Raw genomic sequence first — 17,853 nt, forward strand, 5'->3', positions numbered from 1 at the left:
GCTAGTGACAGCAGCTGCCGGCTGCCAGGTCCTTGAGGATCGGGCAGTCGGGGCGATCGTCCCCCTGGCAGTGGGCGACCAGCTCGCTCAGCGTATCGCGCAGGCTCACCAACTCGTCGATGCGCCGGTTCAGGTCGGCTATATGCTCGTTGGCCAGGGCTTTCACGTCGGCGCTGGCGCGCTGGCGGTCCTGCCACAAGGTCAGCAGTTTGGCCACTTCCTCCAATGAAAACCCCAGGTCTCGCGAGCGCTTGATGAATGCCAGCGCGTGCAGGTCGTCCTGCTGGTAGAGGCGGTAGCCACTGTCGCTGCGCGAGGCCGGCTTGAGCAGGCCGATGGACTCGTAGTAGCGGATCATCTTGGCGCTCAGGCCGGTACGTTTGGCGGCTTGTCCGATGTTCATGGGGCATCGTCCTGTGGCGGCGTTTGCGGTTTCCAGGTTTTGAGCAGCAAGGCGTTGCTGACCACGCTGACGCTCGACAGGGCCATGGCCGCACCGGCCAGCACCGGGTTGAGCAGGCCGAAGGCCGCCAGCGGAATACCGATCAGGTTATAGATGAAGGCCCAGAACAGGTTCTGGCGGATCTTGGCGTAGGTCTTGCGGCTGATCTCCAGGGCGGCTGGTACCAGGCGCGGGTCGCCGCGCATCAGGGTGATGCCGGCGGCCTGCATGGCCACGTCGGTGCCGCCACCCATGGCGATGCCGATGTCGGCGGCGGCCAGGGCCGGCGCGTCGTTGATGCCGTCACCCACCATCGCTACCACACCCGATTTCTTCAGTTCGAGAACAGTGGCGGCCTTGTCGGCCGGCAGCACCTCGGCGTACACGTCATTGATGCCAAGGGCCTGGGCCACCACCTTGGCGCTACCGCGGTTGTCGCCGGTCAGCAGGTGGCTGCTGATGCCCTGTTGGCTCAGCTGGCGTACGGCGGCGTCTGCGCCAGGCTTGAGGCTGTCGCCGAAGGCGAACAGGCCCAGCACCCGTGATTGCGCACCGCGCTCGATCAGCCACGACAAGGTGCGCCCCTCGGCCTCCCAGGCCTGGGCGCTGGTGGCGAGTTCACCCGGTTGCAGGCCGCTTTCTTCCAGCAGGCGACGGTTGCCCAGGGCCAGGTCGCGGCCATTGAGGTGGCCGGCGATGCCGCGGCCGGTCAGCGATTGGCTGTCGTCGATGTCGGGTACGGTCAGGCCCTGCTCCTGGCAGGCATCCAGTACCGCCTTGGCCAGCGGGTGTTCGCTGCCGCGTTGCAGGGCGCCGGCCAGTTGCAGCAGTTCGCCTGCCTCGATGCCCTGGGCCTTGCTGTGAACGATGCGCGGGCTGCCGGAAGTGAGGGTGCCGGTCTTGTCGAACACCACGCGGTTGACTGCATGGGCACGCTCCAGCGCTTCGGCGTCCTTGATCAGGATGCCGTGGCGCGCGGCCACGCCGGTACCGGCCATGATCGCGGTGGGTGTGGCCAGGCCCAGGGCACAGGGGCAGGCGATGACCAGCACGGCCACGGCATTGATCAGCGCGGTTTCGATTGGCGCGCCGGCCAGCCACCAGCCGATCAGGGTTGCCAGGGCCAGCACCAGCACGGCTGGCACGAACACCTGGCTGACCCGGTCGACCAGTTTCTGGATGGGGGCCTTGGCGGCCTGGGCGTCTTCGACCAGGCGGATGATGCGCGCCAGCACGGTTTCAGTACCCAGGGCCAGCACACTTACCAGCAGGCGGCCTTCGCCATTGATGGCGCCGCCGGTCACGCGGTCGCCCGGCTGCTTGGGCACGGGCAGGCTTTCGCCGCTGATCAGGGCTTCGTCGGCATGGCTCTGGCCCTCGATCACCTCACCGTCCACCGGGAAGCGTTCGCCAGGCAGCACGCGCACCAGGTCATGCAGGCGCAGGGCGCTGATGGGTACGTCGCGCTCCTGGCCGTCGATCACCTGCAGGGCGCGCTCAGGGCGCAGAGCTTCGAGGGCGCGGATGGCACTGGCGGTCTGGCGCTTGGCGCGGCTTTCCAGGTACTTGCCCAGCAGCACCAGGGCGATGACTACCGCCGAGGCTTCGAAATACAGGTGCGGCATGCTGCCTGCGGTGGCCCGCGCCCATTCGTACAGGCTCAGGCCGTAACCGGCGCTGGTGCCCAGGGCTACCAGCAGGTCCATGTTGCCGGCCCCGGCGCGTACCGCCTTCCAGGCCGCGACATAGAAGCGTGCGCCCAGGATGAACTGCACGGGGGTGGCCAGTACGAACTGTGCCCAGGCCGGCAGCATCCAGTGGATGCCGAAGGGCTGCAGCAGCATCGGCAGCACCAGCGGCAGGGCCAGCAGTATGGCCAGGCCGACCGACCAGCGCTCCTTGCGCAGGCGTCGCTCGGCGTCGGCCTGGTCGGCCTTGCCCGCTTGCGGCAGGCTGGCCGTGTAACCTGCCTGGGTCACCGCGTCGATCAGTAGCGCGCTGTCGACCTGCCCCAGCAGCTCGATGTGCGCGCGCTCGTTGGCCAGGTTGACGCTGACCCGCTGTACGCCGGGCGCCTTGTTCAAGGCCCGCTCCACGCGCCCGGCACAGCTGGCGCAGGTCATGCCGCCAATCTGCAGTTCGAGGCTCTGGGCGGGCACGCTGTAACCGGCCTGGCTGACAGCGTCGACCAGTGCCGGCAGGGCGCCGGCAGGGGCTTGCACCCGGGCGTGTTCGGTGGCGAGGTTGACGCTGACGTGTTCGGCGCCGGCGACTTTGCGCAGGGCGCGCTCGACACGACCGGCGCAGCTGGCGCAGGTCATGCCTTGAATCGGCAGATCGAAGGTGGTTGATGCGGACATGGGGCTCTCCTCCTTGGACAGGCGCCAAGCATCAACCTTACCCCATTGGCAAGGTCAATAGCCCAGAGCGGCCTTCTTCAGGCTGAGGCCATTGTTGTCCATGACGATGCGGTACTTGTTGACCTGGCCCGCCAGTACGTTGATTCGCGTGCTGCGCTGGTTCTCGATGCCGTTGTTGCAACCCGGTGCCTGCCCGGGAAGCAGGCGCAGGCGCACGTTCACCGGGCCGCCCGGCAGGTTGAACGAGGTGGAGTGTTCCTGGAACAGTCGCGCCGACAGCTGGTCGTTGAGGTAGATGCCGATCTCGCAGGACGTGGCGACCTCCAGACGCTCGCGGGAAATGATCAACACGCTGTAGTCCGACGGTCCTTCGGCGCTGGCCAGGGGCACGATGCTGCACAACCCGAGCAAACCGATAAGGCCCAATGCTGCCCTGCCCATGAATGAATCTCCTGCTGATCGTTCGACAAGGGCGCAGCTTGGCCGAGCTTGGCGCGGATTTCCAGTTCGGCATGCACTTGACCTTGCCCCGATGGCAAGCTTGAGACTGCGCTCAAATCCCAAGGAGGTAGTTCCCATGCAAGTATTCACTGTTCAAGGCATGACCTGTGGCCACTGTGTGAAGGCCGTGACCCGTGCGGTACAGAGCCAGGATGCACAGGCCATCGTAGAGGTGGACCTGGCCAGCAAGCAGGTGCGCGTCGACAGTTCGCTGCAGGCGCCGCAGATCGTGCAGGCGATTGTCGATGAGGGTTACAAGGCCGAGCTTGTGGCCTGAACAAGCCGGTAGCCGCTTCGCCTGTAGGAGCCAGCCTTGCTGGCGAACCGGCGCGAAGCGGCTACCGACCCTGCATGGGCGGTGTGTCTGCTGCATTGTGCATTCCGGTGTGCGAGCGCTGCGCGCTCGATCCCCGGCAAGGCCGGCTCCAACAAGGGGCGCACGTGCCAGCGAATTCGGCAAAAGATTCGCGGCTTATCCATGGCAGCCCGGTTAGACTAAGGCACTTGCTTAGCCTGCTATGGATTCCCGATGAACCTGCGCACCATCCTGATCCTCGGCGCACTCAGTGCGTTCGGGCCGTTGGCGATCGATTTCTACTTGCCCGGCTTCCCGGCAATGGCCCTGGCCTTTGCGACCGACGAAAAACACATCCAGACCACCCTGGCGGCCTATTTCCTGGGCCTGTCGCTGGGGCAGCTGGCCTATGGCCCGGTGGCCGACCGCTTCGGTCGACGCATTCCGCTGCTGGTCGGGGTGACCCTGTTTACCCTGGCGTCGCTGGCCTGTGCCTTTGCACCGAGCCTGGACGCCCTGATCGCCGCGCGTTTTGTACAGGCCCTGGGTGGTTGCGCAGGCATGGTGCTGTCGCGGGCCATCGTCAGCGACAAGTGTGATGCAGTGGCTTCGGCCAAGGTGTTCTCGCAACTGATGCTGGTGATGGGCCTGGCGCCGATCCTTGCCCCGATGCTGGGCGGGGTGCTGGTCAACCTGTATGGCTGGCAGTCGATCTTCCTCGTGCTCACCCTGTTCAGCGCCGGCTGTACGCTGGCTGTTGCCCTGGGCCTGCCGGAGAGCCTGCCTTCCAGCCAACCACGCCAGCCGCTGTCGGGGGCGTTGCGCCAATACGGGCGCCTGCTCAAGGACCGCGTGTTCATGGGGCATGCACTGACCGGCGGCATCGCGATTGCCGGCATGTTCGCCTATATCGCCGGTTCGCCCTTCGTGTTCATCAAGCTTTATGGCGTACCGGCCGAACATTACGGCTGGCTGTTCGGCAGCAATGCGGCGGGCTTCATCCTGGTGGCGCAGGTGAATGCGCGATTGCTGGCCAAGCGTGGGCCTGCCTTTTTGCTGGCCCGCACGGTGTGGGTATACCTGGCGGCCGGGCTGGTGCTGCTGGGAATCAGCGCGCTGCATACGCAGGCGCTGTGGCCGTTGCTGGTGCCGCTGTTCGTGTGCATTGCCAGCCTTGGCTGCATCATCCCCAACGCCTCGGCCTGCGCCATGAGCGGGCAGGGTGCCCGCGCCGGCAGTGCCTCGGCGTTGCTGGGGTGCGTGCAGTTCAGCGTGGCGGCGGGTGCGGCTGCCCTGGTGGGAGTGCTGCATGACGGCAGCGCGCTGCCGATGGCGCTGGTCATCAGCCTGTGCGGTACGGCGGCAGTGGGCGTGGCTATGTTGACCCGACGCCTGCAGCTCAGCCGACCTGCTTGAGCGGGTGCGGGGCCCGCAAGCGTTGTTGCAGGGTGTCGACAAAGGCGCGAGCCTCGGCCTCACTGCGAAAGCTGACCACATGCTGGTCGAGCTGAACCTGCCACGGGCACCCGGGTTTGCGGGCTGATGCACTGACGATAATCTTCATCGCTGCCTACCTGTGTGGTTGGGTAAATGCAGCAGCATTGTAGCGCCGCGACCGGGCCCCGGCATGGCCGGCGTCAGTGTACTGACTGACGGTCATGCCGGGGCCCGGAGGGGCTCAGAACCCTTCCAGCACGATCTTGCCCTTGGCTGCACCGCTTTCGAGCAGCGCATGGGCCCGGCGCAGGTTGGCTGCATTGATCGGGCCGAAATGCTCGCCCAGGGTGGTCTTGAGGGTGCCTGCGTCGATCAGCTCGGCCACGCGGTTGAGCAGCGTGTGCTGCGCCTGCATGTCGGCGGTTTCGAACAGCGAGCGGGTGTACATGAATTCCCAGTGCAGCGACAGGCTCTTGCGCTTGAGCTTGGTCACGTCCAACTGCTTGGGGTCGTCGATCAGCGCCAGCTTGCCCTGCGGGGCGAGTGCCTCGACCAGCTGGTCCAGGTGCTGGTCGGTCTGGGTCAGGCTGGCAACGTGGGTAACGCTATCGATACCCTGCGCCTTCAGGGCCTGGGCCAGGGGCTGACGGTGATCGACTACCACATCGGCGCCCAGCTCCCTTACCCAGGCCTGGGTTTCGGGGCGTGAAGCGCTGGCGATGACCTTGAGCCCGGTCAGTTGGCTGGCCAGTTGAGTCAGGATCGAGCCGACGCCGCCGGCGCCACCGACGATCAGCAGGCTCTGGCCCAGGTCGGCCTTGCCTTCGGCGATCTGCAGGCGTTCGAACAGCAGCTCCCAGGCGGTAATGGCGGTCAGCGGCAATGCGGCGGCTTCGGCGAAACCCAGGGTTCGGGGCATGTGCCCGACGATGCGCTCGTCGACCACGTGCAGCTCGCTGTTGCCCCCGGCGCGGGCGATGGAGCCTGCGTAGTAGACCTTGTCGCCAGGCTGGAACAGGCTGACCTCGCTGCCCACCGCCTTGACCACACCGGCAACGTCCCACCCCAGCACCTTGGCCACGCCGGCCTCGGGCTGCACGTTCTGGCGCACCTTGGTGTCGACCGGGTTGACCGAGATGGCGTGCACCTGCACCAGCAGGTCGCGCGGGCCAGGCTGCGGGGCGGGCAGCTCGATGTCCTGCAGCGCGGCGGGGTCGGCGATCGGCAACGATTGATAGTAGGCAATGGCTTTCATGAAGAGGTCCTTGAGGGGGGGAGTGCCGCCATCATCAGTGCTTTCACTTGGGGTTAAAACCCGATAAAACGGCAGATACTTTCAATTTTTTTTTGATAATGAGGCCGACAAGTGCTGCGTACCGATGATCTGCAACTGTTCGTGCGCGCCGCGGAACTGGGCAGCCTGTCGGCCGCTGCGCGCCAGCTCGACCTTTCGCCGGCAGTGGCGAGCGCAGCGCTCAAGCGCCTTGAGGCGCAATTGAAGGTGCGCCTGCTGGCCCGTTCGACGCGCAGTCTGCGCCTGACCGCTGAAGGCGAGGGGTTCCTCAACCACGCCCGGGTAGCCTTGGCCAGCCTTGAGGAGGGGCGGCGGGCGTTGGCTCAGGGCCAGGCCGAGGTGAGCGGCGTGCTGCAGTTGTCGGCACCGTCGGATTTCGGACGCAATGTGCTGTTGCCCTGGTTGGACCAGTTGCAGCAGGCGCACCCATTGCTGAACGTGCGCCTGCTGCTGGGCGATCGCAATGCCGACCTGTTTCGCCAGCCGGTGGATGTGGCGCTGCGCTACGGCACCCCCGAAGACTCGAGCCTGGTGGCGTTGCCCCTGTGCCCCGACAACCGCCGGGTGCTGTGCGCCGCACCTGATTATCTGGCGCGCCATGGCCAACCGGCGACGGTTGCACAGCTGGCCGAGCACAACTGCCTGCTGTACCAGTTGGGTGGCCGTGTGCATGACCAGTGGCGCTTCAGTGACGGGGCCGCGACACAGACGGTGCTGGTGCGTGGCGACCGCTTTTGCGACGACGCCGACGTGGTACGGCGCTGGGCCGTGGCAGGTGTGGGCATTGCCTACAAGTCATGGCTGGATGTGGCAGCCGATGTGAAGGCCGGGTGCCTCGAAGTGCTGCTGCCCGGGGTGCGGGGTGAAGCTGCGCCGCTGAATCTGCTGTGCACCCACCGGGCGCAGCTCGGCAAGCCTGTGCAGTTGCTGCGCGACGAACTCAAGGCCAGATGCCGGCACCTGCTGGAGCCGCTGCTGGCGATGACCGGCTAGGCAGGGCCGGCTGTCGGGCGCTGGATCAGGGTCATACATTTCATTTTAGGTTGAGTGACTTGTTTACCTTGGATGTAGGGCGTTGCGCGCTCATCGGCCCTTGAGCGCAACCCTCGCTCTGCAGGGAAAGCCGCCCCCATGCGGCTGTGGTGCCAGGGGCGGAAGGCCCGCCACCCGAAAGTGACCTTTGCAGAAGGCCACATGGTTGCCCAAAACGGGCAATTTTGCCGGAGATAGAGGCCGTTTAAGTGCTTACAGGCCGGCATATACTTGCCCCCGCAGTCGTTACCAGCAAGAGACGTTTCCATTGCAGGGGCGGGCAAGTTACGTCTTCGGAATCCGCAGGGAGTGCAGATATGAAACCTGTAGCAAGTATCAGTGTGATCGCCAGCCTGCTGGCTGACCCCAAGCGCAGCGCCATGCTGTGGGCCTTGATCGACGGTCTGGCCCGCCCCTCCGACGAGTTGGCCAGGATGACCGGCCTGACACCTTCTTCCACCTGCGCTCACCTTGGGCGCCTGCTGGCAGGGGGGTTGCTGAAGATAGAGGCGCGCGGGCGCAAACGGTATTTTCGGCTGGCAGCCCCGGAGGTGGGCGCCGCTGTGGAGGCGCTGGCCAGTGTGCCGGTGCGCGAGCATTTTCGTCAGGGCGTGCGTGTCAGCCGGGAGGCGCCGGGGATCCCGCTGGCGATGCGCCGCGCACGCTTGTGCCGTGACCACCTGGGCGGTGAGCTGGCGGCCGACCTTTACCAGCGCTTGCAGGAGGCCAAGTGGCTGGAGCTCTGCGACCGCCAGTTGGAGGTCAGCTCGCTGGGGCGCCTGCACTTTGCCGACTTTGGCATCTTCGTCGAGGCATTGGCACTGCGCGAGGGCAGAGCCTGCAGCGCGTGCAGTTGCTGCAGCGAGTGGAGCGAGCAGCGCCCGCACCTGGGCGGGGCTCTGGGCAGCAGCCTGCTCAGGCTTTTCGTGCAGTCGGGCTGGGTGCGCATGAACGGTGACTCGCGCGCCTTGCACGTCACCCCCGCCGGGTTGCGTGAAATCCCGCTGATTGCACAGTCGCCCATGCCGTTGGCGGTGGGGGAGTAGCCGCAGGTGGCGGGCAAGGCCGACCCACCGGTGATGGGTCGACCTGCCCGCGCAGAGGTCAGGGCTTGAGCAGGCGCGCATCCAGGCTGTTCTGCGCCAGACGCCTGGCCTGGTCCTGGGTCATGCCGAGGTGGGTATGCAGGGCATGGAAGTTCTCGGTCACGTAGCCACCGAAATAGGCTGGGTCGTCCGAGTTCACCGTGACCTTCACGCCACGCTCGAGCATCTCGAGGATGTTGTGTTCGCGCATGTGGTCGAACACGCACAGTTTGGTGTTGGACAGAGGGCAGACGGTCAGCGGGATCTGTTCGTCGATGATGCGCTGCATCAGGCGCTCGTCCTCGATGGCGCGCACGCCGTGGTCGATACGCTGGATCTTGAGCAGGTCCAGGGCTTCCCAGATGTACTCGGGCGGGCCTTCCTCGCCGGCGTGCGCGACCGTCAGGAAGCCTTCGCTACGGGCGCGGTCGAACACGCGCTGGAACTTGCTGGGCGGGTGGCCTTGCTCCGAGCTGTCCAGCCCCACGGCGATGAAGGCATCGCGAAAGGGCAGGGCCTGATCGAGGGTGGCGTGGGCCTCGTCTTCGCTCAGGTGGCGCAGGAAGCTCAGGATCAGGCCACTGCTGATGCCCAGCTTGCGCTGGCCATCCTTGAGGGCTGCGCTTATGCCGGCCAGTACCACCTCGAACGGGATGCCCCGGTCGGTATGGGTCTGGGGGTCGAAGAACGGTTCGGTGTGGATCACGTTCTGTGCCTTGCAGCGCAGCAGGTAGGCCCAGGTAAGATCGTAGAAGTCCTGCTCGGTGCGCAGCACGTCGGCGCCCTGGTAGTACAGGTCGAGGAACTCCTGCAGGTTGTTGAACGCATAGGCCGCGCGCAGGGCCTCCACATCGTTCCAGGGCAGGGCGATGCCATTGCGTTCGGCCAGAGCGAACAGCAGTTCGGGCTCGAGCGATCCCTCCAGGTGCAGGTGCAATTCTGCCTTGGGCAGCGCGTTAAGCCAGTCGTACATAGCGTGTTCTCATCAAGGTGCGGTTGCGCGCCATTCTACAGCGGTTGACGAGGGGCGGCGCGAAACCTGGCCGGATGGTCCGGCAGCAGGAAACCTTCCACAGCAGCTACAGTCTCTAGCCACACCCCTTCTGTTCAAGGCCGCCGATGCTCAAGCTACTGACCCAGGAAAAGCTCTTGCTGCTGGCCGTGGTGACCGCCCTGCTGGCCTGGCCATTGGAGCCGTTGTTGCTGGGGCACGGCCATGGCGTGGCGTTGTTGGCCGGGTTCGCGCTGGTGGGGGCGATCGTGTGCGCCTCGATGCGGGTTGCACAGCATGCCGAGCTGCTGGCGGAAAAGGTCGGCGACCCCTACGGCACCATGATCCTGACCCTGTCGGCGGTCTTGGTGGAGGTGGTGATCCTGGCCATCATGATGAGCAATGAGGCTTCGCCGACGCTGGTGCGCGACACCATCTACTCGGCGGTGATGCTCGATATCAACGGGATCCTGGGCCTGGCCGCGTTGATGGGCGGGCTCAAGCACGGCGAGCAGAGCTACAACGACGATTCGGCACGCACCTACAGCGTGATGATCATGACCGCGATGGGCGTGTCGATGGTGGTGCCCGAGTTCATCCCCGAAGCCCAGTGGCATCTGTATTCGGCCTTCACCATCGGCGCGATGGTGGTGCTGTATACGCTGTTTCTGCGCATGCAGGTGGGGCCGCACAGCTACTTTTTCAGCTACAGCTACCCGCAGAAGAAACGCCGCGACCCGGTGGCAGGGACGCCGGGCGGCCACAAGGCGCGATCGATCGCGATTCTGATTTCGGGGGTGGTGGTGATCGGCCTGCTGGCCGAAGTCATGTCCAAGACCCTGGACTATGGCCTGGAGGGCAGCGGAGCACCGCCGGTACTGACGGCAATCGTGGTAGCGGCCATCTCTGCCGCGCCGGAGATTCTCACCGCATTGCGCGCGGCGCTGGCCAACCGCATGCAATCGGTGGTCAACATCGCCCTGGGGGCCTCGCTGTCGACGGTGATCCTCACCGTGCCGCTGATGGAGGCCATGGCCCTGTACACCGGTCAGCCGTTCCAGATGGCCATGACCCCGGTGCAGACGGTGATGATCTTCATCACGCTGATCGTCAGCGCCATCAACCTGAACGATGGCGAAACCAACGCGATCGAGGGTATGACCCACTTCGTGCTGTTCGCCACGTTCATCATGCTGGCGCTGCTGGGCCTGTAGCTGCCTAGCCGGCGATCAGTTGCGCGGCGGCCTGGCGGTGATCGGCGATCAGGCCCTTCACGTCCAGCCCTTCGATCTGGCCATCGATCACTCGCCACCGGCCGCCGACCATCACCCGGTCGGCCCGGTCGGCACCGCACAGCAGCAGAGCGGAGAGCGGATCATGGCTGCCGGAAAAACGCAGTTCATCCAGCTTGAACAGGGCCAGATCGGCCTGCTTGCCCACGGCCAGCTCGCCGATGTCGTCGCGCCCCAGCAGTTGCGCCGAACCTCGTGTGGCCCAGCCCAGCACGCGCTCGGGGGTGATGGCCTCGGCACCGTAGCGCAGGCGCTGCAGGTACAGGGCCTGGCGGGTTTCGAGGATCATGTTGGACGCATCGTTGGAGGCCGAGCCATCCACACCCAGGCCCACTGGCGCACCCGCGTCGGTCAGTTCCACGGTGGGGCAGATGCCCGATGCCAGGCGCATGTTGGAGCTGGGGCAATGGCAGATGCCGGTGCCGGCAGCGCCCAGGCGGGCAATCTCGTCGGGGTTGAAGTGGATGCCGTGGGCCAGCCAGGTGCGCGGGCCGAGCCAGCCGACACTGTCCAGATAGTCGACGGTACGCAGGCCAAAGCGCTGCAGGCAGAAGTCCTCCTCGTCGAGGGTTTCGGCCAGGTGCGTGTGCAGGCGCACGTCCAGCTCTTGGGCCAGGGTCGCGCTGGCGCGCATGATTTCGGGCGTGACCGAGAACGGTGAGCAGGGGGCCAGGGCGATCTGGATCTGCGCGCCCGCGTCACGCTCGTGGTAGCTGTGGATAAGTCGTTGGCTGTCGGCCAGGATCACCTCGCCCTGCTGCACCGTCTGTTGCGGTGGCAGGCCACCATCGGCTTCGCCCAGGCTCATGGAACCGCGGGTGAGCATGGCGCGCATGCCGAGTTTGCGCACACTCTCCACTTGCACGTCGATGGCGTTTTCCAGGCCGTCGGGGAACAGGTAGTGGTGGTCGGCAGCGGTGGTGCAGCCCGACAGCAGCAGTTCGGCCAGGGCTACCTGGGTCGCCAGCTCCAGCTTGGCCGGGGTGAGCCGCGCCCACACCGGGTACAGCGTCTTGAGCCAGGGGAACAGCGGCTGGTTGACCACCGGAGCCCAGGCACGGGTAAGGGTCTGGTAGAAGTGGTGATGGGTGTTGATCAGGCCTGGCAGTACCACGTGCTCACGGGCATCGAAGGTTTGCTGGCAAGGTGTGGCGGGGGTTTGGCCGAGGCCGAGGACTTCGCGGATGATGCCGCCTTCGAGCACCAGGCCGCCACGGGCGTCGAGGGTGTTGGCGGTAAAGATGGCAAGCGGGTTTTTCAACCAGATACGGGTCGCAGGCATGGTGCCGGCTCCTCTGAAAGTGGGTTCAGGTTAGCCAGCTCAGTGTTGCCCTGTCTGCTGATCCAGGTCCGCCGCGGTGGGCGAAGGGCCGAGTCTACACCCACCGCGCGTCAGATCACCAGATCAGTTTTTCGCCCTTGTAGTTGATGAAATGCAGGCCACCCTTGCCGCTGTTGAGGGTGACCTGTTCAACCATCCCGCCCGTGCTGGTAGGCACGTCGATTTCAGCGCCTTCGCCGCCCATGTCGGTCTGGACCCAGCCCGGGTGCATGGCCAGCACGGTCAGGCCGGTGTCGCCCAACTGCACGACGAAGCTGTTGATCATGGAATTGAGCGCCGCCTTGCTGGCCTTGTACAGGGCCAGGTCGGGCGCGTCGGGGATGCTCACGCTGCCCAGCACCGAGCTCATGAAGGCGATGACCCCACCCTTGTCGTTGAGCTGCGGGCTCAAGCGCTGCGCCACGCGAATCGGCGCGACGCTGTTGGTCATGAACAGTTCGCCGATATCCGCCAGTTGTACCCGCTCCGGGTTCTGGTCATCAGGGCCCTTGACCCCCGCATTGACGAACAGCAGGTCGAAGGTCTGACCCTTGAGGCGCGCCTGCAGTACATCGAGCTGATCGGTGCTGTTCATTTCCAGGGTCTCGACCTGTACGCCGGGCACCGCGGCCAGCGCAGGGGCCCTGGCAGGGTCCCGAACGGTGGCGGTCACGTTCCAGCCCTGCTCGCGCAGGCGCTGCGCAAGGCCAAGGCCCAGGCCACGGGATGCGCCAATGATCAGTGCGGTTTTGGGGGCGGTCATGGGATAACTCCGTACAGGTGGGCAGAGGATACGCAGCGTAGCATGGCCTGGAGGCTGCTCATAAAATGATCAATCGACGCTGAGCATTGGCCGGCAGGCCTTTGGCGCAGGCGCTCACGGTTTATCCACAGCTTGCTCCACAGTATTTGTGTGCAAGCGCCAGGCACGGTTTTGTGGCCATGGAGCCGGCCCTCGAGGACACCTGGCTGGGGATAAGTCACTGATTCGACGCCGCTTGATGGCCTGTCATCAAATCTTGATCAAAATATGATCGTTTCTCTGCGAGCCTTGATCCAGAAGGGCTGCAGCCGAGTGCTAAGAGGTTATCCACAGCCGGGCCCACAGTGGATGTGGGCAAGTGTCAGCGCCGTTCGAGCAGAATGCGCCCGCGGCTCAGGTCGGCCAGTTGTCGTTGCACCGGTTCGATCTGCTCCTCGCCAAGCGCCAGCAACAGGTCGACACCGTTGGCGGTGAACTGCTCGTCCATCACCAGGCCGTCGGCTTCGGCGACGCGTAGCTTGAGCAGGGCCAGTTCGCTGAATGCGCAACTGCAGTGCAGCTCGACACGGCTTACCAGCAGGCGCTTTTCGGCCTGTTGCAGGCACTTGTTGGCGCCACCGCCATAGGCCCGGGCCAGGCCACCGGTGCCCAGCTGAATGCCGCCGTACCAGCGAATCACCAGCACCACTACCTGGTCGCAGTCCTGCGCCTCGATGGCCGCCAGGATCGGGCGCCCGGCCGTACCGCCGGGTTCGCCGTCGTCGCTGCTGCGGTACTGCGGCCCCAGTTTCCAGGCCCAGCAGTTGTGGGTGGCGGCCAGGTCGCTGTGCCGTTCGATGAAGGCCTGGGCCTCGGCCGGGCTGCTGATGGGGCCGGCCAGGGTGATGAAGCGGCTCTTGCGGATCTCTTCGCGAAACTCGCAAGTGTCCAACAGGGTAAAAGGCATAAGCAGGGTTCAGTTCGGTGGGGTCAGGCCACAGCCTTTGAGGATGATGTGGATAAGGTTGTTGCTGGCGTCTTCCATGTCCTGCTTGGTCAGGCGGCTGCGGCCGGTTACCTGGCAGATCTGTGTGGAGAAGTCGGCATAGTGCTGGGTGCTGCCCCAGAGCAGGAAGATCAGGTGTACCGGGTCGAGGCGGTCCATCTTGCCGGCATTCATCCAGCTTTCGAACACGGCGGCCCGGCCCTTGAACCAGTCGCGGTAGTCCTGGCTGAAGTAGTCGGTCAGGCACTGGCCGCCGCTGATGATCTCCATGGCGAAGATCCGCGAGGCCTGCGGGTTGCGCCGCGAGAATTCCATCTTGGCGCGAATGTAGCGGCTCAGCGCCTCGGCCGGGTCGTCGTCGGCACTCAGGGTGTTGAAGGTGCTGTCCCACAACTCGATGATGTTGCTCAGCACCGCCACGTACAGGCCCAGCTTGTTGGTGAAGTAATAGTGCAGGTTGGCCTTGGGCAGCCCGGCGTTCAGCGCGATGGTGTTCATGCTGGTGCCCTTGAAGCCGTGACGGGCGAACTCGTCTTCGGCAGCCTGGATGATGGCCTGCTCGTTCTTCTGGCGGATACGGCCGGCAGGCCTGGCAGCCTGGAGGCGGTGTGCGGGGACTTCGAAGGTCATGGGCGATTCCGGACAGAGCGGGGTAGTGTGGCACATGCACTGATAACCCAGCCGTGGCAGGCGGGCAAGCGCTCATCGGCGAAAAAGCCTATAAACCGCATCAGCGGGTGGCCGCCAGGCTGTCCAGAAAGCTCTCGAGCACCAGGTGCGGGCGCCGTCCCTTGCGGGTAACCCAGCACAGGCTCAGGTCATAGAAGCGTTCGTCGGGTTTGAGGGCGCGCAGGCGCCCCTGCTGTACCCAGGCGTTGGCGTAGTGGTCGGGCAGGTAGCCGATGTAGCGCCCGGTAAGAATCAGGAACGCCATGCCTTCGCGGTCCGAGGCGCTGGCGGTGCAGTGCAGGTCCTGATACTGGGCCTGGATCTCGGCCGGCAGGCGGAAGGTGGGGGCGATCGCGTCCTGGCTGTTGAGGCGGTCGTCGTCCAGCTGGCGGTCATCGGCATAGAACAGCGGGTGCCCGACCGCGCAATAGAGCAGTGAGCGCTCACTGTACAGTGGCTGGTACTCGAGCCCCGACAGCGGGCTGGTCTGGGGGACCACGCCGACGTGCAGGCTGCCGTCGAGCACGCCCTGTTCGACCTGGCTGGGAGCGATCATGCGGATCTGGATGCGTACCTCCGGCCCCCGGTCCTTGAGCTGCGCCAGGGCATGGGTGATGCGCATGTGCGGCAGGGTCACCAGGTTGTCGGTGAGGCCGATGTTCAGCTCGCCGCGCAAGTGCTGGTGCAGGCCGTTGACCTCGGTGCGAAAGCTTTCCAGCGCGCCGAGCAGTTGCAGGGCGCTCTGGTACACCTCGCGGCCCTCTTCGGTCAGCGAGAACCCGGCACGGCCGCGCTGACACAAGCGCAGGCCCAGGCGTTGCTCCAGGTCGCTCATCTGCTGGCTGATGGCCGAGCGGCCGATGCCCAGCACGTTCTCGGCTGCGGAGAAGCCGCCGCATTCCACCACGCTGCGGTAGATTTTCAACAGGCGGATGTCGAAATCACTGACCTGCGCAAGCGGCTCCGGGCGACGGCTCATAGTTTAGTGTCCAGCTAACTGAAGATTAGAAAAGTAGGCTTTTTCAGACTTTATCCCCGTGACAACTTAGCTGCAACAACGTTTGCCTCCCTCATGTTGCTCATTGCCTTGCGAGGTTTGTCCCATGAATCTGCCTGAAAACGCTCCCCTCGGCCTTGCCAGCCAGCTCAAGCTGGATGCGCACTGGATGCCCTATACCGCCAACCGCAACTTTCAGCGCGACCCGCGCCTGATCGTCGCCGCCGAAGGCAGTTACCTGACGGATGACAAGGGGCGCAAGATCTATGATGCGCTGTCGGGGCTGTGGACCTGCGGCGCCGGGCATACCCGCAAGCAGATTCAGGAAGCGGTGTCGCGCCAGCTGGGTGTGCTGGATTATTCGCCGGCCTTCCAGTTCGGCCACCCGCTGTCGTTCCAGCTGGCCGAGAAGATCACCGACCTGACCCCGGGCAACCTGAACCACGTCTTCTATACCAACTCCGGTTCCGAATGCGCCGATACCGCGCTGAAGATGGTGCGTGCCTACTGGCGCCTCAAAGGCCAGGCGACCAAGACCAAGCTGATCGGCCGTGCCCGTGGCTACCACGGTGTGAACATCGCCGGCACCAGCCTGGGCGGCGTCAACGGCAACCGCAAGATGTTCGGCCAGTTGCTGGATGTGGACCATATTCCGCACACCCTGCTGCCGGGCAACGCGTTCAGCAAGGGGATGCCGGAGGAGGGCGGTATCGCCCTGGCCGACGAGATGCTCAAGCTGATCGAGCTGCACGATGCGTCGAACATCGCGGCACTGATCGTCGAGCCGCTGGCCGGCTCCGCCGGTGTACTGCCACCGCCCAAGGGCTACCTCAAGCGCCTGCGCGAGATCTGCGACCAGCACAACATTCTGCTGATCTTCGACGAAGTGATCACCGGTTTTGGCCGTATGGGTGCCATGTTCGGTGCCGACGCCTTTGGTGTGACGCCCGACCTGATGTGTATCGCCAAGCAGGTTACCAACGGCGCCATCCCGATGGGCGCGGTGATCGCCAGCAGCGAGATCTACCAGACCTTCATGAACCAGCCTACCCCGGAATACGCGGTCGAATTCCCGCACGGCTACACCTACTCCGCGCACCCGGTTGCCTGCGCTGCCGGCCTGGCTGCACTCGACCTGCTGGAGAAGGAGAACCTGGTGCAGTCGGCTGCCGACCTGGCACCGCATTTCGAACGTGTGCTGCACGGAGTCAAGGGCGCGAAGAACATCGTCGACATTCGCAACTACGGCCTGGCCGGTGCCATCCAGATTGCCGCGCGGGACGGGGATGCCATCGTGCGCCCGTTCGAGATCGCCATGAAGCTGTGGAACGCCGGCTTCTATGTTCGCTACGGCGGCGACACCCTGCAGTTCGGCCCGACTTTCAACACCACCCCGCAAGAACTGGATCGCCTGTTCGATGCGGTGGGCGAAGCGATCAACCAGGTCGGCTGATCCTTCTCTTTATATAAGCAGGCGCGCGGTGCCGCGCCTGAACCCCCTTTCTGGAGTTCTGCATGAGCATTGTTCAGCATCTGATCCACGGTGAAATGGTTTCCAGCGGTGAGCGCACCGCCGATGTGTTCAACCCGTCCACCGGCCAGGCGGTACGCAAGGTGGCGCTGGCCAGCCGGGAAACCGTGCAGCAGGCCATCGATTCGGCCAAGTCGGCATTCCCGGCCTGGCGCAATACCCCGCCGGCCAAGCGGGCCCAGGTAATGTTTCGCTTCAAGCAACTGCTTGAGCAGAACGAGTCGCGCATTGCGCAGATGATCAGCGAAGAGCATGGCAAGACCCTCGAGGATGCGGCGGGTGAACTCAAGCGCGGTATCGAGAACGTCGAGTTCGCCTGCGCTGCCCCCGAAGTGCTCAAAGGCGAGTACAGCCGCAACGTGGGCCCGAACATCGATGCATGGTCCGACTTCCAGCCGCTGGGCATCGTTGCGGGGATCACCCCGTTCAACTTCCCGGCCATGGTGCCGCTGTGGATGTACCCGCTGGCGATTGCCTGTGGCAACTGCTTCATTCTCAAACCGTCCGAGCGCGATCCGAGCTCGTCGCTGTTCATTGCCCAGCTGTTGCTGGAAGCCGGCTTGCCCAAGGGCGTGCTGAACGTGGTGCATGGCGACAAGGTGGCGGTGGACGCGCTGATCGAAGCCCCAGAGGTCAAGGCGCTGAGCTTTGTGGGCTCCACGCCGATTGCCGAGTACATCTATGCCGAGGGCACTCGTCGTGGCAAGCGTGTGCAGGCGCTGGGTGGTGCGAAGAACCACGCGGTGCTGATGCCCGATGCCGACCTGGACAACGCGGTCAGCGCACTGATGGGCGCGGCGTACGGTTCGTGCGGTGAACGCTGCATGGCAATCTCGGTAGCGGTGTGCGTGGGTGACC

18 protein-coding genes (1 of these 18 only partly in view) are annotated in these 17,853 nt (G+C 65.0%); 7 read left to right on the plus strand and 11 right to left on the minus strand.

The annotated features are described in order from the left end of the window. Position 1: 1 nt before the first annotated feature. Genes cueR through N0B28_RS02995 form a run of 3 tightly spaced genes read right to left on the minus strand, consistent with a single transcriptional unit; the run spans position 2 to position 3,243 of the window. The gene (gene cueR / locus N0B28_RS02985) at positions 2-403 is read right to left on the minus strand and encodes a Cu(I)-responsive transcriptional regulator (RefSeq protein WP_043860954.1); all 402 of its coding nucleotides are present in this window, start codon (positions 401-403) and stop codon (positions 2-4) included. Next, on the minus strand, positions 400-2,802 hold the full coding sequence (locus N0B28_RS02990) for a heavy metal translocating P-type ATPase (RefSeq protein ID WP_275730269.1): 2,403 nt from the start codon (positions 2,800-2,802) through the stop codon (positions 400-402). The genes cueR and N0B28_RS02990 overlap by 4 nt, the downstream gene beginning before the upstream one ends. A gap of 54 nt (positions 2,803-2,856) precedes the next feature. After that, positions 2,857-3,243: a hypothetical protein gene (locus N0B28_RS02995; protein WP_054916634.1), complete on the minus strand. Its 387-nt coding sequence runs from the start codon at positions 3,241-3,243 to the stop codon at positions 2,857-2,859. A gap of 136 nt (positions 3,244-3,379) precedes the next feature. Between N0B28_RS02995 and N0B28_RS03000 the strand changes: the two genes are divergently transcribed. Together N0B28_RS03000 and N0B28_RS03005 are read left to right on the plus strand one after the other, a co-directional pair. Beyond that, positions 3,380-3,580 (plus strand): cation transporter, encoded by a 201-nt coding sequence (locus N0B28_RS03000; RefSeq protein ID WP_043860957.1) that lies wholly within the window; start codon positions 3,380-3,382, stop codon positions 3,578-3,580. Between the two features lie 252 nt (positions 3,581-3,832). Further along, positions 3,833-5,014, plus strand: a complete 1,182-nt coding sequence (locus tag N0B28_RS03005) for a multidrug effflux MFS transporter (protein ID WP_275730272.1) — start codon at positions 3,833-3,835, stop codon at positions 5,012-5,014. Here the strand turns inward: N0B28_RS03005 and N0B28_RS03010 are convergent. Both N0B28_RS03010 and N0B28_RS03015 read right to left on the minus strand, forming a co-directional pair. Next, entirely contained in the window at positions 4,998-5,162 is a 165-nt protein-coding gene (locus N0B28_RS03010; protein WP_116052671.1) for a sensor domain-containing protein, read from the minus strand. The two genes, N0B28_RS03005 and N0B28_RS03010, sit on opposite strands and share 17 nt — an antisense overlap. A gap of 114 nt (positions 5,163-5,276) precedes the next feature. Further along, a complete protein-coding gene (locus N0B28_RS03015) occupies positions 5,277-6,290 on the minus strand; it encodes a zinc-binding alcohol dehydrogenase family protein (protein WP_043860959.1) in 1,014 nt (337 codons plus the stop codon). A gap of 111 nt (positions 6,291-6,401) precedes the next feature. Here N0B28_RS03015 and N0B28_RS03020 point away from each other — a divergent pair, with 111 nt between their 5' ends. Both N0B28_RS03020 and N0B28_RS03025 read left to right on the plus strand, forming a co-directional pair. Beyond that, positions 6,402-7,322, plus strand: coding sequence for a LysR family transcriptional regulator (locus tag N0B28_RS03020; protein ID WP_275730275.1), 921 nt, complete (start codon positions 6,402-6,404; stop codon positions 7,320-7,322). Positions 7,323-7,678: 356 nt separating this feature from the next. Beyond that, positions 7,679-8,407: a helix-turn-helix transcriptional regulator gene (locus N0B28_RS03025; protein WP_043860961.1), complete on the plus strand. Its 729-nt coding sequence runs from the start codon at positions 7,679-7,681 to the stop codon at positions 8,405-8,407. A gap of 58 nt (positions 8,408-8,465) precedes the next feature. On the opposite strand, the gene N0B28_RS03030 is transcribed toward N0B28_RS03025, so the two are convergent. Beyond that, positions 8,466-9,419 carry an adenosine deaminase gene (locus N0B28_RS03030; protein ID WP_054916632.1) on the minus strand — a complete coding sequence of 318 codons (954 nt, stop codon included), beginning with the start codon at positions 9,417-9,419 and terminating at the stop codon, positions 8,466-8,468. Positions 9,420-9,565: 146 nt separating this feature from the next. On the opposite strand from N0B28_RS03030, the gene N0B28_RS03035 reads away from it, so the two are divergent. Continuing rightward, on the plus strand, positions 9,566-10,651 hold the full coding sequence (locus N0B28_RS03035) for a calcium:proton antiporter (protein ID WP_043860963.1): 1,086 nt from the start codon (positions 9,566-9,568) through the stop codon (positions 10,649-10,651). Positions 10,652-10,655: 4 nt separating this feature from the next. On the opposite strand, the gene N0B28_RS03040 is transcribed toward N0B28_RS03035, so the two are convergent. From N0B28_RS03040 to N0B28_RS03060, 5 genes are all read right to left on the minus strand, one after another. After that, positions 10,656-12,011, minus strand: coding sequence for an 8-oxoguanine deaminase (locus tag N0B28_RS03040; protein ID WP_043860964.1), 1,356 nt, complete (start codon positions 12,009-12,011; stop codon positions 10,656-10,658). Positions 12,012-12,126: 115 nt separating this feature from the next. After that, positions 12,127-12,813, minus strand: a complete 687-nt coding sequence (locus N0B28_RS03045; protein ID WP_275730281.1) for an SDR family oxidoreductase — start codon at positions 12,811-12,813, stop codon at positions 12,127-12,129. Positions 12,814-13,174: 361 nt separating this feature from the next. Then, on the minus strand, positions 13,175-13,759 hold the full coding sequence (locus N0B28_RS03050) for a YigZ family protein (RefSeq protein WP_275730283.1): 585 nt from the start codon (positions 13,757-13,759) through the stop codon (positions 13,175-13,177). A 9-nt stretch (positions 13,760-13,768) separates the two neighbouring features. Next, positions 13,769-14,428, minus strand: a complete 660-nt coding sequence (locus N0B28_RS03055; RefSeq protein ID WP_043860967.1) for a TetR/AcrR family transcriptional regulator — start codon at positions 14,426-14,428, stop codon at positions 13,769-13,771. A gap of 100 nt (positions 14,429-14,528) precedes the next feature. Continuing rightward, entirely contained in the window at positions 14,529-15,446 is a 918-nt protein-coding gene (locus tag N0B28_RS03060) for a LysR family transcriptional regulator (protein ID WP_043860968.1), read from the minus strand. 124 nt (positions 15,447-15,570) lie between these two features. Here N0B28_RS03060 and N0B28_RS03065 point away from each other — a divergent pair, with 124 nt between their 5' ends. Both N0B28_RS03065 and N0B28_RS03070 read left to right on the plus strand, forming a co-directional pair. Then, entirely contained in the window at positions 15,571-16,917 is a 1,347-nt protein-coding gene (locus N0B28_RS03065) for an aspartate aminotransferase family protein (RefSeq protein WP_043860969.1), read from the plus strand. Between the two features lie 62 nt (positions 16,918-16,979). After that, positions 16,980-17,853, plus strand: the 5' portion of a protein-coding gene (locus N0B28_RS03070; RefSeq protein WP_043860970.1) for a CoA-acylating methylmalonate-semialdehyde dehydrogenase. 620 nt of this gene lie beyond the right edge of the window; the window shows 874 of its 1,494 coding nt (coding positions 1-874); it begins with the start codon at positions 16,980-16,982; the stop codon falls past the right edge of the window.

Origin of the sequence: Pseudomonas sp. SD17-1 (assembly GCF_029201585.1) — a bacterium.
In the GTDB taxonomy this organism is placed as follows: domain Bacteria; phylum Pseudomonadota; class Gammaproteobacteria; order Pseudomonadales; family Pseudomonadaceae; genus Aquipseudomonas; species Aquipseudomonas palmensis.